Genomic DNA, 14623 nt, shown 5'->3' with positions numbered 1-14623 from the left:
TCAGCGGACGGTCAGTACCGGGTTGCAGTAGCGCCACGCGTCGCGCTCATAGGTCAGGTACCAGTCGGACGTGGACGTCTTGGGCGAGTCGTTGCCCCACACCGTCGACGTGGTCACCGTCACCGTCGCGTTCTTGGCCTCGATGACATTGACCTTGTCGATATTGGCGACCGTCAGATGCGAGTTCTCCCGAACCACCTGGACCGATGCCTGCCGGAAGGCTGCGGCATCCTTCCGCTTGGCGGCGTCGAGTAACTGGTCGAGGGTTTCCTGGGTGAGCTTGGGGAACTTGGCGTACAGGTCCGTGGGCTTGACGAAGTCGTCCCAGGTCGGGATCCGGGACTCGTTGTTCGCCATCTCCCGGTCACGGTACTTATCGCAGGTCAGATCACCGATCTTGTTGGTGTCAACATCGTTGTACGCTTTTTCCCAGGCCCGAACGTGTTCTGCCACCGCGTCTCGGTTGGGCGCAGCACCCGCAGCGGGGGCGCCGAGGGTCGCCAGCACGGCAACCGCCGCGGCGACGACGAGCGCTCGCTTCACGGTTCCCTCCCCTGGTTGGCAGTGCTTCATGACGTTATCGCCCCAGGACACCGGGTCCGTTACTTTCCGGCTAGGCCCCGCCAGTCGGCGGCGCGCAGTCCAGCCACTTTCCGTTTTCCTTGATGTACTTGACGGTCTGCTGCTCGTGGGACGGCGGCTTGTCTCCCGCTGTGGTGGTGATCGTGAGATCCGCGGTCGCCTGGTCACCCTTGATCTCGATGTTCTGGACATCGGTGACCTTGACGGTGATCAACGACTTCAGCAGATTCCGCATCGCCGTCTGATACGCCTGCTCATCCTGGGCGACGAGGCTGTCCACCACCGCATTGATGACATCGGGCGGCACCGTGGGGAACTTCTGAGCCAACAAACCCCGCAGCGCATCGCCTGCACCGGGCACCGTGGCGATCTCCGGCGGCGCGATTTCACTCATCGCCGGAATGGGCGGTCCGCTCTTAGCGGTGGCTTCCCGATACTTGGCGCATTTGGTCTCGGCCAGCTTCGCGAAATCGAAACCCGCGGTGTAGGTGTTCTGCTGCTCGATCAGGGCCTTGATCTGATTCTCGCTATGCGCCGTCGCGAGCGCTTCCGCGTTGGGCTGTCCGTCCCCCGCGACGGTTTGCGTGCAACCCACACCACCGAACAGCAGCGCTCCCAAAAGCACCGCTCCGGCCCATCTACGGCACACCATGACAACCCTCGCTCGTATCGACCACTCGTCTCCGAGCTAATTTCTATCAGTCAAGATCAGCTCGTGCACCCTCACCGAGCAAACCTACCAGTCAGTGAGGGCCTGGAATGGCGCTCAGCAGCCGGTCGGGTGCCTTAGCGATCGCGTCCGAAACAGCCCCGGCTAGCCCTCGGCACCGATCAGGCTCTCCTGCAAGGGGGCATCGTTACCGATCGCCGAATCAGACTGCGTGGACTCGGGCGTGCAGTCCTTCCAGACTCCGGCCTCGTGCACAAACTTCCTCGGCTCGTTCCCGCGCCCCTGGGTGTTTCGGAAGGCGATGGTGGCGTTGGCCGTATCACCGTTCACCGTCACCTTGGTCACCTTGAAGGTCAGGTGGGCGAAGGTCTCAACCCAGAAACGGTGCCATGCGGACGAAAACAAGTCCTGGTCCTGGTTTTCCACCGCAGTGACGAAGTCGTTGATGGTGGCGTCCGAGGCGAGCGGGAAGATCTCACGAACCTTCGCGCGCAGCTTCTTCGAATTCGCACCCTCCAGCTTGCTGACCTCGGGCGGAGAGAACGATTGTCCCCAATCCGATTCGATCTTGTCGCGCAAGTCACCACAGAAGAACGAGGCGTACTGAACCGCGTCAACGGTCTGCAGTGCCGAGAGGCGACCAGCGGTCACGTCCCGGATCGCTGCCTCATCGGTCTCCGTGGCGCTCGCCACCGCTGTTTGCGCAAGCAACCCGAAGGTCACGAAAAACGCTGCTAACCAACCGAAGACCCGTCGGGACATGTGCGTCACCTCTCTGCTTATCGACACTCGGGTCACTCCCCGGTGAGCGGAGCGTCCAGCAGACCCTGCTGACCTTGGCCGCCCACAAGCCCACGAGCGGTCTCCTGCTCAGCCGGAGCTGTGCAGTCCTTCCAGTCCTGGCCCTCGCGGATCAACTCCCAGCGCTGGTTACTGCTGCTACTGCCGACGCGAACGGCCACGGTGGCTTCGGCACTGTCACCGGTGACGTCGACGTTCTTCACCCGATACGACAACTTGGCAAACGAGCTCGCCCACAGCTGGTGCCACGCGGAGTCAACCTCGCTCTGGTCCACATCGGCAACGGCCTGCACAAACGCCTCGACTGCCACGCTCGACGCCGAGGGGAAGATCTCTTTGATCTTGGCGCGCAGCTTCTTGGCATTAGCACCCTCAAGCCGTGTGACATCGGGCGGCGTGAACATTTTGCTGTGGTCGGCCTCAATCTTGTCGCGATACTCCGCACAGTAGGTTGCGCCGTATGCCACGGCATCGACAGCCTGAAGCGCGGACAGCTGGCCCGCGATGAGGCCCCTGATCTGCGTCTCGGCGGTGTCGGGCGAGGCGCTTGCCACGGCCATCGAGCTGAGCAACCCCACCACTAGCGCCACCGCGCTCAAAAAAGCGCTGACGATCCCGATTTTCCGGCCTGCCATCTGAAACCCTCCCAAACGAAGCCCGGGGCACATCCCCAAGCTGCGAACCCGCTGACAATTTCTATCAGGCACCGTTGCGATGCGCCACTCTTTAGAGCAAATGTGCGAAGCGCTCAGGTGACCAGGTCGTCGGCGTGCACGGCAGGGCGCCGAAGATCCTCCGGCAGCTCGTTGGTCGACCGGCCCAGCATGGTCGCCAGTTCGCCCACGTCGTAAGCCACTACACCGCGGCCCACCATGGCTCCTTCGGCATCACGGAGCTCGACGACATCGCCACCATGAAACCGCCCGGAGACCTCCGTGATCCCGGCGGGCAGCAGCGAACGCCGCGAAGTCACCACCGCCCGTACCGCGCCGGCGTCCAGCGTCAGCGAACCCGTCGCCTCGGCGGCGTAGCGCACCCAGAACTTACGGGCCGACATACGTTGCGGTCGTGCGGCGAAGACCGTTCCGCACGATCCGTCCCCCAGTGCCGCCTCGGCCTCGGTCGCCGAGGCCAGCAGCACCGGAACACCGGCGTCCGAGGCCAAAAGGGCCGAGGAGAGTTTCGAGGCCATGCCCCCGGTTCCACGCGAACCGCCCGGCCCCGCGATCACGTCGTCCAAATCCTCCGGTCCACTCACCAGGGGAATCAGGCGCGCAGGATTGTCCGGGGACGCCTTTCGAGGATCGGAATCGTAGAGCCCGTCGATATCAGAGAGCAGCACCAATGCGTCGGCACCCACCAGATGGGCGACAAGCGCCGATAACCTGTCGTTGTCGCCGAAGCGAATCTCATTGGTGGCCACGGTGTCGTTCTCGTTCACGATGGCGACCGCGTGCAATGCCCGCAGCTTGTCGAGCGTGCGCTGTGCATTGGTGTGATGCACGCGCATGGAGATGTCGTGGGCGGTGAGCAGCACCTGGCCCACGGTGCGTTGATACCGGGCGAAGGCCGCGCTCCAGGCGCTGATGAGGGCAACCTGTCCCGCACTTGCGGCGGCTTGCTTGGTCGCCAGATCTGTTGGGCGCTTGGTCAATCCGAGCGGAACCATACCCGCCGCGATGGCTCCCGAGGATACGATCACCACATCGGATCCGGCCTTCATTCGGCCTTCAATGGCCTGAACCAGGTACTCCAACCGATCGGCACTGAAGGTACCTGTCGCATCGGTGAGGGCCGCGGTACCGACCTTCACGACGACGGTGCGTGCCGCCTGAATAGCTTGGCGTGCTTGCGCACCCGGACTCATTCCGGGTCCACCTGCCCGCGCCGCACCCGCCGAGCCTGGCGACGTTCGGTCGCACCGACACGGTCTGTCTGGTCGATCCGCGTATCGGTGCCGCGCCCACTGGGCGTCACATCGACACCGGCCGGGGTCTGCGGTTCCCAGTCGAAGGTCATATTGCCAATGGTGACAGCGCAACCAGGCTGTGCACCCAGCTTGACCAGCTTCTCTTCGACACCCAGACGCGCGAGCCTGTCGCCCAGATAGCCGACGGCCTCGTCGTTTTGGAAATCGGTCTGCCGGATCCAGCGCTCGGGGCGCACCCCGCGCACCACAAAACCACCGGGTGTGGCCGGGTCCGGGGCCACGGTGAATCCGGTCTCGTCGACCGCGATGGGCCTGATAACGGGCCGCGTTCTCACCACAGGAGGCGCGGCGGCACGTGCCGCCTCGATCATCTCCCACAGCCCAAACGTCAACGGCCGCAGTCCGTCACGGGTCAGAGTCGACACCTGGAAGACGGGCCAGCCGCGCTTGGAGACCTCCTCCGTGACGAAATCGGCAAGCTCGGCGGCCTCGGGCACGTCGACCTTGTTGAGCACCACCGCGCGAGGCCGATCTGCCAGGTCACCGAGCGCCGAATCACCTTGCAACGTTGGCTGATATCGCGCCAATTCATTTTCCAAGGCCTCGATATCGGAAACCGGGTCGCGGCCCGGCTCCAGGGTCGCGCAGTCCACCACATGCACCAAGACCGCGCACCGCTCGATATGGCGCAGGAACTCCAGGCCTAGCCCGCGTCCCTCGGCGGCACCAGGAATCAGCCCCGGGACATCGGCCATCACGAACGAATTGTCACCTGCGGACACCACCCCAAGGTTGGGTACCAGTGTGGTGAACGGGTAGTCGGCGATCTTCGGCTTCGCGGCCGAAAGCACTGATACCAGAGAGGATTTGCCCGCCGACGGGAATCCGACCAGCCCGACATCGGCGACGGTCTTCAGTTCGAGAGTGAGCTCGGCTTCGGCTCCGGTCTCGCCAAGCAAGGCGAATCCGGGGGCCTTGCGGGCCCGGGATGCCAACGCAGCATTGCCCAATCCTCCACGGCCACCCGCGACGGCGTCGAAACGCGTACCCGCGCCGACCAAATCGGCCAGGATCCGGCCCGCTTCGTCGAGCACGACAGTGCCGTCGGGCACCCTGAGAACCAGGTCGTCGCCGTTGGAGCCACTGCGGTGGCCACCCATGCCCTGCGTGCCGCTGGGTGCCAGTACATGGGGGTGGAAATGGAAGTCCAGCAGGGTGTGCACCTGCGGGTCCACTTCCAGAATCACACTGCCACCGCGACCGCCATTACCGCCGTCGGGCCCGCCGAGTGGTTTGAACTTTTCACGATGCACGGATGCGCAGCCATGCCCGCCTGTACCGGCTTTAGCGTGGATGACGACACGGTCGACAAAGCGAGGCATAAGGCCTCCTTTCAACCGCCGATTGTGACGCTATTGCGGGACTCTCTTCGAGAACCTCGCGCTTGCGTCACATTCGCGTGAAAGTCCTCGCCTCTTAGGCGTCGACGGTTTCAGCGACGACTGGGACGATGTTGATGACGCGGCGACCGCGCTTGGCGCCGAACTCGACGTGACCGCTCGAGGTTGCGAACAGGGTGTCGTCACCGCCACGGCCGACATTCACGCCGGGGTGGAAGTGGGTACCGCGCTGGCGAACCAGGATCTCTCCGGCCTTGACCAGCTGACCACCGAATCGCTTGACGCCGAGTCGCTGCGCGTTGGAATCACGACCGTTGCGCGAGCTAGACGCGCCCTTCTTATGTGCCATGAGTCAAATCCTCTACTTGATCCCGGTGACCTTGAGCACGGTCAACGGCTGACGGTGACCCTGCCGCTTGTGGTAGCCGGTCTTGTTCTTGAACTTATGAATGCGGATCTTCGGGCCCTTGGTGTGCTCGAGGATCTCGCCGGTCACCGCGACCTTGGCCAGCTTGTCTGCGTCGGTGGTGACGGTAGCGCCATCCACGACCAGAGCAACGGGCAGCTGGACCGAGGAGCCAGGCTCCGATTCGATCTTCTCGACCTTCAACACGTCACCGACGGCAACCTTGTACTGCTTGCCACCGGTCTTGACGATTGCGTACGTCGCCATCGTTGCGCTACCTCTGCTCTGCTCTTCGGACGCGCGCAACCAGGTCGGCTGACGCATCTGGATCGTGGGTGGGCCCGCTCAAGTTCTTCCACTAGGCCGCATGTCGCGGGCCGGAAGCCTCGTGACAACTGCTCAAGGCTACGTGACCAGCGGGCTAAGGGTCAAACTGACACCCTTAGTTGGGGCTATCCGGTCTCGTGATCTACCGGAGGCCCCGCGGCGCGAGCGGCCGAACGCCTCCGTCGGGGCCGCGTAGGCGCCTTAGCGGCAGGTTCCGGGGCTACGGGGCTCGCCTCGGATTCGTCGACAGTAACCTCAGGCGCACTTTCGGCCTCGGTTTCCTGCGTGACGCCACCGTCGGCGGGCACGGACTCAGGCTCGGAAACCTCGTCGCCTGGGGTGAGGGTGTCCTCGGCGATGGCCTGCGACACGTCATCGGCGGCATCCGCATCCTCCGAAGCGATCAGCTCCAGTTCGTCGCGGTCCACATCGTCGTCGTCGGAATCCTCGTCCTCGGGGTGATCATTCGCCGCCGCCATCGCCCGGAACATCGGGTGGTCGCCCTGCGGGTGAGGTGGTGTGTGCGCCACCACCACCACCACCTCGTCGGCCTTGCCCTTGCGGGAGCGCTTGGCGCGCCTCCCGGTTTCGGTCTTCTTGGCAGTACTGGGCGCGGCGCTGGCGTTGTCGACGGGGTCGACGTGCAGCACGATTCCACGGCCGGCGCAGTGGGTGCAGTTCGACGAGAACGCCTCAATCAGGCCCGTGCCGAGTTTCTTGCGGGTCAGCTGCACCAATCCCAGCGACGTGACCTCGGATACCTGGTGGCGGGTGCGGTCCCGGCCCAACGCCTCGGTCAGCCTGCGCAACACCAGGTCCCGGTTGGATTCCAGCACCATGTCGATGAAGTCGATGACGATGATTCCGCCGACGTCGCGCAAGCGTAGCTGTCGCACGGTCTCCTCGGCAGCTTCCAGGTTGTTGCGGGTGACGGTCTCTTCCAGGTTGCCGCCGGCACCGGTGAACTTCCCGGTGTTGACGTCGACAACCGTCATGGCCTCCGTGCGGTCGATGACGAGAGTTCCGCCCGAGGGCAACCACACCTTGCGGTCGAGCGCCTTGGCCAGCTGTTCGTCGATGCGGTGCACCGCGAACACATCCGGACCTTGTTCACCGTCGTACCGTCCGATCCGCGAAAGAAGATCGGGGGCAACATTTTTCACGTACTCGTCGATGGTGTCCCAGGCGGTGTCACCCTCGACGATGAGCTTGGAGAAGTCCTCGTTGAACAGGTCACGGACCACCTTGACCAGCACGTCGGGCTCCTCGTAGAGAGCCATCGCAGCACCGGATGCCTTAGCTGAGAGATCGGCGGAACGCTGCTCGATCCCGTGCCACTGCTCCTGCAGCCGCTGCACGTCGGCCCGGATCTCCTCTTCCCGCACGCCTTCTGAGGCGGTGCGGATGATGACACCGGCATCCGACGGGATGATTTCCCGCAAGATCTCCTTGAGACGCTGACGCTCGGTGTCGGGGAGCTTGCGGCTGATGCCAGTCGACGACGCACCCGGCACGTACACCAGATAGCGGCCTGCCAGTGAGATCTGGGTGGTAAGCCGGGCGCCCTTATGTCCCACCGGGTCCTTGCTGACCTGGACAAGGACATAGTCGCCGGACTTGAGAGCCTGTTCGATCTTGCGGTTCGAACCGCCGAGACCGGCGGCGTCCCAGTTGACCTCACCGGCGTACAGCACACCGTTGCGACCACGGCCGATGTCGACGAATGCGGCTTCCATGGAGGGCAACACGTTCTGCACGACGCCGAGGTAGATGTTCCCCACCAAAGAAGCAGAAGCCGCCGATGTCACGAAGTGTTCGACGAGCACACCGTCCTCCAGGACGGCGATCTGCGTGTACCGAGCGCCCTCATGCGGCGGCTCGGTGCGGGTCTTGTCCCGTACCACCATCACCCGGTCGACGGCCTCGCGTCGGGCCAGGAACTCCGCCTCGGTCAGGATCGGTGGGCGGCGCCGTCCGGCATCGCGTCCGTCGCGGCGGCGCTGACGCTTGGCCTCCAGACGGGTTGACCCGGAGATGCCCTGAATCTCATCGCTTCGCTCGGCACGCGGCTTGCGCTCGTGCACAACGGTGTTTGGCGGATCGTCATCCGACGTGCCCTCGGCATCGTCACCGGTTCCAGCCTTGCGGCGACGACGCCGACGCCGGCGCCGGCTGGCGCCCTCGGGAGAGTCGCCGTCTTCGGCGCTCGTCTCATCGCCGTCCGATGAATCGGCAGCGTCATCGGTATTCTCGGGCGCGTCCTCACCGTCGGTGACCTCGCCACCCTCGGCATCAGATTCCTCTGCCTCGTCGGCACCTGCCTGCTCGCCTCGACCACGCCCCCGGCCGCGGCGTCCCCGACGCCTGCGACGCGCGGGACGGTCACCGTCCTCATCGGCTTCAGCTTCGGGGTCATCCGTGTCGATGGAGTCTTCGTCGGCGTCCTCGGTGCTCTCAGCGCGGACCGGTGCGGGACGCTCCTGGGGCTCCGGAGCCTGCGGTGCCACGAAGAGCGGACCGTAGTCATATGCGGTGGGACCTGATGTCGCCTGTGCCGGTACCGCGGCAGCCTCGATGGCCGTCACCTCCGCGACAAGGGTCGGCGCGGTCGCCGGTGCATCGGGATCCTGGGCCGGGTCCTCGACGGCTACCGGCGCTGGTTCCGCAGTCGGTTCCGGGGCCGCCTCCAAGGTCGGTTGCACAGGAACTTGTTCGGCCTCATCGGCGAGCACCTCGCGCACCTTCGCGGCGTCCTGCTTGTCGACGTTCGAGTGGGGGCTGCGGGCGCGCCCGTCCAGTTTGGACAGAGCGTCGAGCACGCGGCGGGTGGAGGTGCCGAGGACACGCGCAAGGGAGTGCACCCTCAGCTTCTCGGGTAGTTCTCCCTGCTCAGCAGGGGCTTGCGGGGTGTCCGGCGTTTGCGCGGCCTGGTCCCCTTCTGGAGTGCTGGTGTGTAGGTCTTCTGGTAGCTCAAAGTCGGCCACTTATTCTCCTCAAGCCCCCGGGCGCGTCACTAGACGCGGCCACGCGAGGGCTTTCTCTCTATGTACCCGGGCTAGGTCCGGGTTTGTGGTGGTCTCGCTCCGAGCGATCCGCGACGCGAACCCACTCAGTGCCTGGCTGGAATGATGGCGTGACGCGCTGCGGTGTCGTTCAGTCGTGCAACCGCGCTCGTCGTGCCGTCATTCGGGATGCCGGCCGGCCCCTATTGGGGTCGAAGTGCCGTAGCCCACACCTAGTATCCCATACGAATCAGATGGCAGGCACCAAGCGGTGAACCTGTGCGATTCCCGGAGCCCCAAATAGGTCAAGTGGGCTAGGTGTCAGAGCGCGGGGAACCAGAGCGCGATCTCGCGCGCCGCCGACTCGGGTGAATCGGATCCGTGCACCAGGTTCTCTTGGGTCTCCAATGCGAAGTCCCCGCGGATGCTGCCGGTTGCGGCCTTCTCCACGGGATCGGTGCCGCCGGCAATCTGGCGGAAGGCGGGAATCGCCCGCGGCCCCTCCAGCACTGCCGCCACCACGGGTCCCGAGGTGATGAAGTCGAGCAGCGAGCCGAAGAACGGCTTGTCCTCATGCTCGGCGTAATGCGCCCGGGCCAGTGGCTCGCCGACGTTCTTGAGCTCGAGGGCGACCAGCGTCAGGCCCTTACGCTCAATCCGATTCAGCACCTCACCGACAAGTCCCCGTTGCACACCATCGGGCTTGATCAAAACCAGCGTCCGCTCAGTCACGGGCGACAGCCTACTGGTCGGTAGAGGTGTGCTGTTACCCGATGCTCTTCGCGCAAGCGGCTCATCCGATCAAACCCTCTTCGCGCAAGCGGCTCATCCGATCAAACCCTCTTCGCGCAAGCGGCTCATCCGATCAAACCCTCTTCGCGCAAGCGGCTCATCCGATCAAACCCTCTTCGCGCAAGCGGCTCATCGCTGACCCGGGAGCTCCCCGCGGCTCTGACGGTCACGGACCTGATTGCGCATGTACCAGATCAGCAGCCAGACGCCGAGGAACAGCAGCCCGACGAAGCCGATCGCGGCGTGGACGAAGAATCCCGCAACGAGAACCACCTGGAGTGTCAGGTTGGCCTGCAATGCCCACGACCGGCCCTGTCTGCCCGAGAGCAGGATCATCACCGCGGCGACCGCGATGAGGTAAGTCAACGACAACGTTGTCAGCCCGCCACCGACCATCTTCACCACCGGGATAGCCAGCAGCACCACGATCGACTCCAGGATGAGCGTGCCTGCCATCACCCCGCGGAAACCCCGCCAGGGATCCGGTGGCGCCGGTTGGGTTTCCCCCTCTTCGCTCTCGGTGCTCACTCTGGGTCCTTTCCGAACAGTGTCCGTGCTGCACCCGCGGTGACGACCGATCCGGTTATGACGATTCCGGTGCCCGAAAAGCCTTCCGCTCCCCCGTCTTCAGCCGCTTCCTCCACCATCGCGGTGGCGGTTTCGATCGCATCGAGCAGTGTGGGTGCGACGACGACGCGGTCCTCGCCGAAGATTTCCAGGGCCAGTTCTGCCAGTTGATCGGCACCCAACGCGCGGGGAGAACCGTTGTGCGTCACCACGATCTCGTCGAATGCCGGTTCGAGCGCGGCAAGAATTCCGGCGACGTCCTTGTCAGCCATCACGCTGATGACGCCGACAAGACGCCGGAAGTCGAATTCTGATTGCAAGGTGTCGGCCAACGCGGCGGCACCGTGCGGGTTATGGGCGGCATCCAGGAAGACGGCGGGAGCGCTGCGCACTCGCTCCAGCCGTCCGGGCACGATCACAGACGCGAATCCCGCGCGCACTGCATCGATATCGAGTTGTCGTTCGGCACCCGCACCGAAGAATGCCTCCACCGCGGCGAGCGCGAGCGCCGCGTTATGCGCCTGATGCTCACCGTGCAGGGGCAGAAAGACCTCCGAGTACGCCCCACCGAGACCCTGTAGTTCGAGCATTTGCCCGCCGACGGCGACCTGACGGGACAACACCGAGAACTCCGAGCCTTCCCGTGCGACCGCGGCGTCGGCCTCGACGGTCTGGCTCAGCAGCACCTCCATCGCCTCGGGCGTCTGCTGTGCGATGACGGCAACTGTATCGGAACCGGCCTCGCCCGTCATTCCATCAAGCTTGTGCCGCTTGATGATTCCGGCCTTTTCCGAGGCAATTGTCGCAATGTCCGACCCCAGGAATTCGACATGGTCTATACCGATCGGCGTGATGACGGCGACCGGGGCGTCGATGATATTGGTGGCATCCCACCGGCCGCCGAGCCCGACCTCCACGACCGCGATGTCGACAGGCGCGTCCGCGAACGCGACGAAGGCCATGGCGGTCAGCACCTCGAACTTGCTCATCGCGGGCCCGCCCTGCTCCTGCGACTGCTTGTCCACCAACTCCACGAACGGTTCGATCTCGGCGTAGATCTCGACGTAGCTCGCCGGCGAGATCGGTTGGCCGTCAATGGCGATGCGCTCAACTGCCGATTGCAGATGCGGACTGGTGGTGCGTCCCGTGCGCCGGTGCAGCGCCGTCAACAGCGCGTCGATCATCCGCGTCACCGAGGTCTTGCCGTTGGTGCCGGCGACGTGAATGGCCGGATATGCGCGCTGGGGCGAACCCAGCAGTTCCATCAGGGCGACAATGCGGTCGGTCGACGGTTCGATCTTGGTTTCCGGCCACCGTTGGTCGAGCAGATATTCGATCTGCAGCAGAGCGGCGATCTCGTCGGGCGAGGGTTCTGGATTCATGACTGGTTACACCAACCCGCCGAGGCGGGCGGTGATCCGCTCGACCTCCTCGGTGGCCAACCGCTGGCGGCCACGAATCTTCTCAACCACGGCGTCGGGCGCCTTAGCCAAGAACGCATCATTGCCCAACTTGCTTGTAGTGCCGTCGAGTTCCTTACGTGCGGCGGCCAGATCCTTCTCCAATCGCCGACGCTCAGCCTCGACGTCGACGGTGCCGGAGGTGTCCACCTCGACGGTCACGGTGGCGCCGGACAGCCGCACCTCCACCGAAGCCGTCGGGCTGAAACCTTCCTCGGCGGGGGTCAGCCAGGCCAGGGAGGTCACCGCGGCAAGCTGTCCGTCCAGTCCCGCCTCGGAGACACCGGCCAGACGGGCCGCGACCTTCTGGCGGTCACCCAAGCCCTGATCGCTGCGGAATCGCCGAACTTCCGTCACCAGCTTCTGCATATCGGCAATACGCTGCACCGCAGCGTTATCCAATTCGATACCCGAGGCGGTCGGCCAGGCCGCGATGACCACCGACTCCTGGCCGGTGACCGCCTTCCACAACACCTCGGTGACGAACGGAATCACCGGATGCAACAGCCGCAGCAAGGCGTCCAATACCGTCGCCAGCACAATGCGGGTGCCCTCCGGCTTCTCGGCCATCTGCACCTTTGCCAATTCCAGGTACCAGTCACAGAACTCGTCCCACGCGAAGTGATACAGCGCCTCGCAGGCCACGCTGAACTCGTAGCGATCCAGTGCGACATCCACCTCTGCCCGCACCTGTTCGAGGCGGCCCAGGATCCACCGGTCGGCATCGGTGAGATCGGCGGCGGAAAGTTCGCCCAGCGCGGCACCGTTCATCAATGCGAATCGGGTGGCGTTGAACAACTTCGTGGTGAAGTTACGTGAGGCGCGGGCGGCATCCTCGCCGACGGATAGGTCACCACCCGGGCTGGCGCCCCGGGCGAGCGTGAAGCGCAATGCGTCGGCGCCAAACCCTTCCACCCAGTCCAGCGGATCAATACCGTTGCCCTTGGACTTGCTCATCTTCTGGCCGAACTGATCACGGATCAGGCCGTGCAGGAAGACGTTCTGGAATGGGACGCGGGCGTCGCCCAATGCGGGATCCCCAGCCACGAACGTGCCGAACATCATCATCCGCGCCACCCAGAAGAACAGAATGTCGTACCCGGTGACCAGAACGCTTGTGGGATAGAACTTCTCCAGCTCCGGGGTGGCATCGGGCCAGCCCATCGTTGAGAACGGCCACAGCGCCGAGGAGAACCAGGTGTCCAACACATCCGGGTCCTGCTCGTAGCCCTCGGGGGCGGTCTCGTCGGGACCGAGACACACGATCTCCCCGTTAGGGCCGTGCCAGATCGGGATGCGGTGGCCCCACCACAGCTGACGGGAGATGCACCAGTCGTGCATATTGTCGACCCATGCGAACCAACGCGGCTCCAGGCTGGCTGGGTGAATCACGGTGTCGCCATTGCGAACCGCATCACCGGCGGCCTTGGCCAGCGACTCGACCTTGACCCACCACTGCAGGGATAACCGCGGCTCGATGGGCTCGCCCGAACGCTCGGAATGACCGACGCTGTGCAGGTAGGGGCGCTTCTCGGCGACGATGCGCCCCTGCTCGGCCAGCGCCTCGCGCACCTTGACCCGCGCCTCGAACCGGTCCATGCCGTCGAACTGAGTTCCGCTGTTCCAGATCCGGCCGTGGATATCCATGATCGTCGGCATCGGCAGCTTGTGTCGCAGCCCGATCTCGAAGTCATTCGGGTCATGCGCTGGAGTGACCTTGACGGCGCCGGTGCCGAATTCGGGGTCGACGTGAGTGTCGGCGACGATCGGGATGCTGCGGTCCTGGAACGGGTGCGCCAGCGTCTGACCGATTAGCGCACTGTATCGATCGTCGTCGGGATGCACCGCGATGGCGGTATCCCCCAGCATCGTTTCCAGGCGGGTGGTGGCCACCACCAGATGCGGTTCGTTGTCGTCCAGGGAGCCGTACCGGAACGAGACCAGCTCGCCCTCGACCTCCTCGTATTTGACCTCGAGGTCGGAGATGGCGGTCTTCAGTTCCGGTGACCAGTTGACCAACCGTTCGGCGCGGTAGATCAGCCCGGCGTCGAACAACTTCTTGAAGATGGTGCGCACCGCGCGGGACAGGCCCTCGTCCATGGTGAAGCGGTCACGGCTCCAGTCGACGCCGTCACCGAGGCGGCGCATCTGCCCACCGATGGCGCCGCCGGACTCACGTTTCCAGTCCCACACCTTCTCGATGAACAGCTCGCGGCCGAACTCCTCTTTGGTCTTGCCGTCGGCGGCCAGCTGCTTCTCCACCACGCTCTGAGTGGCGATACCGGCATGGTCCATACCGGGCAGCCAGAGCACCTCGTAGCCCTGCATGCGTTTGCGGCGGGTCAGCGCGTCCATCAGGGTGTGGTCGAGCGCGTGTCCCATGTGCAGGCTGCCGGTGACATTCGGCGGTGGCAGCACGATCGAGTAGCCCGGCTTGTCGCTGGACGGATCGGCGGTGAAGTATCCGGCGTCGACCCAGCCCTGATACAGGTCCGCCTCTACCGCTCCCGGGTCCCACGAGGTGGGCAGGGAGCTGGCGGCGTTCGTGTCAGGGGTTTGGGTCACCCATCAGATTCTAGGGTTGCCGGTCCACGGCATTTCACGCGCCGAGTGTGACCCCACCGCGGGAATCCGGCCCGAACGCCGCGCTGACGCCACATTCGTCAGACCGGATGGGCTATAACGC

General features: G+C 64.7%; 13 protein-coding genes. All 13 read right to left on the bottom strand.

Annotated features, from left to right (window positions below):
- The 13 genes from MLB1_RS20930 to MLB1_RS20870 all read right to left on the bottom strand — a co-directional run bounded on the left by MLB1_RS20930 (position 1) and on the right by MLB1_RS20870 (position 14502).
- The gene (locus MLB1_RS20930; protein WP_358146399.1) at positions 1-543 is read right to left on the bottom strand and encodes a hypothetical protein; all 543 of its coding nucleotides are present in this window, start codon (positions 541-543) and stop codon (positions 1-3) included.
- A 70-nt stretch (positions 544-613) separates the two neighbouring features.
- Positions 614-1207: a hypothetical protein gene (locus MLB1_RS20925; protein WP_180751917.1), complete on the bottom strand. Its 594-nt coding sequence runs from the start codon at positions 1205-1207 to the stop codon at positions 614-616.
- A 189-nt stretch (positions 1208-1396) separates the two neighbouring features.
- Positions 1397-2014 carry a hypothetical protein gene (locus MLB1_RS20920; protein WP_180751764.1) on the bottom strand — a complete coding sequence of 206 codons (618 nt, stop codon included), beginning with the start codon at positions 2012-2014 and terminating at the stop codon, positions 1397-1399.
- A 32-nt stretch (positions 2015-2046) separates the two neighbouring features.
- Positions 2047-2688 carry a hypothetical protein gene (locus tag MLB1_RS20915; protein ID WP_180751763.1) on the bottom strand — a complete coding sequence of 214 codons (642 nt, stop codon included), beginning with the start codon at positions 2686-2688 and terminating at the stop codon, positions 2047-2049.
- A gap of 113 nt (positions 2689-2801) precedes the next feature.
- On the bottom strand, positions 2802-3920 hold the full coding sequence (gene proB / locus MLB1_RS20910) for a glutamate 5-kinase (protein ID WP_180751762.1): 1119 nt from the start codon (positions 3918-3920) through the stop codon (positions 2802-2804).
- Entirely contained in the window at positions 3917-5365 is a 1449-nt protein-coding gene (gene obgE / locus MLB1_RS20905) for a GTPase ObgE (protein ID WP_180751761.1), read from the bottom strand. The genes proB and obgE overlap by 4 nt, the downstream gene beginning before the upstream one ends.
- 94 nt (positions 5366-5459) lie before the next feature.
- Complete coding sequence (gene rpmA / locus MLB1_RS20900) at positions 5460-5732, bottom strand: 50S ribosomal protein L27 (protein WP_180751760.1); 273 nt, start codon at positions 5730-5732, stop codon at positions 5460-5462.
- A gap of 12 nt (positions 5733-5744) precedes the next feature.
- Positions 5745-6056 (bottom strand): 50S ribosomal protein L21, encoded by a 312-nt coding sequence (gene rplU, locus MLB1_RS20895; protein WP_078291167.1) that lies wholly within the window; start codon positions 6054-6056, stop codon positions 5745-5747.
- A 185-nt stretch (positions 6057-6241) separates the two neighbouring features.
- A complete protein-coding gene (locus tag MLB1_RS20890) occupies positions 6242-8977 on the bottom strand; it encodes an Rne/Rng family ribonuclease (protein WP_371750682.1) in 2736 nt (911 codons plus the stop codon).
- A 462-nt stretch (positions 8978-9439) separates the two neighbouring features.
- Positions 9440-9850: a nucleoside-diphosphate kinase gene (ndk, locus tag MLB1_RS20885; RefSeq protein WP_180751758.1), complete on the bottom strand. Its 411-nt coding sequence runs from the start codon at positions 9848-9850 to the stop codon at positions 9440-9442.
- A 189-nt stretch (positions 9851-10039) separates the two neighbouring features.
- Positions 10040-10366, bottom strand: a complete 327-nt coding sequence (locus tag MLB1_RS20880; RefSeq protein ID WP_180751916.1) for a DUF4233 domain-containing protein — start codon at positions 10364-10366, stop codon at positions 10040-10042.
- Between the two features lie 68 nt (positions 10367-10434).
- Positions 10435-11859, bottom strand: coding sequence for a folylpolyglutamate synthase/dihydrofolate synthase family protein (locus MLB1_RS20875; protein ID WP_180751757.1), 1425 nt, complete (start codon positions 11857-11859; stop codon positions 10435-10437).
- 6 nt (positions 11860-11865) lie between these two features.
- Positions 11866-14502, bottom strand: coding sequence for a valine--tRNA ligase (locus MLB1_RS20870; protein ID WP_180751756.1), 2637 nt, complete (start codon positions 14500-14502; stop codon positions 11866-11868).
- Positions 14503-14623: the final 121 nt, after the last annotated feature.

This window comes from Mycobacteroides sp. LB1 (genome assembly GCF_013449725.1).
Lineage (GTDB): Bacteria > Actinomycetota > Actinomycetes > Mycobacteriales > Mycobacteriaceae > Mycobacterium.
The sequence above is the reverse complement of the archived record's forward strand: the minus strand, read 5'-3'. Positions and strand labels throughout refer to the sequence as shown.

Bases quoted from the DNA above. Each gene is read 5' to 3' on its own strand.
- MLB1_RS20920 (WP_180751764.1), bottom strand. From the start codon at position 2,014: ATGTCCCGACGGGTCTTCGGTTGGTTAGCAGCGTTTTTCGTGACCTTC.
- MLB1_RS20915 (WP_180751763.1), bottom strand. From the start codon at position 2,688: ATGGCAGGCCGGAAAATCGGGATCGTCAGCGCTTTTTTGAGCGCGGTG.
- proB (WP_180751762.1), bottom strand. From the start codon at position 3,920: ATGAGTCCGGGTGCGCAAGCACGCCAAGCTATTCAGGCGGCACGCACC.
- obgE (WP_180751761.1), bottom strand. From the start codon at position 5,365: ATGCCTCGCTTTGTCGACCGTGTCGTCATCCACGCTAAAGCCGGTACA.
- rpmA (WP_180751760.1), bottom strand. From the start codon at position 5,732: ATGGCACATAAGAAGGGCGCGTCTAGCTCGCGCAACGGTCGTGATTCC.
- rplU (WP_078291167.1), bottom strand. From the start codon at position 6,056: ATGGCGACGTACGCAATCGTCAAGACCGGTGGCAAGCAGTACAAGGTT.
- MLB1_RS20880 (WP_180751916.1), bottom strand. From the start codon at position 10,366: ATGGCAGGCACGCTCATCCTGGAGTCGATCGTGGTGCTGCTGGCTATC.
- MLB1_RS20875 (WP_180751757.1), bottom strand. From the start codon at position 11,859: ATGAATCCAGAACCCTCGCCCGACGAGATCGCCGCTCTGCTGCAGATC.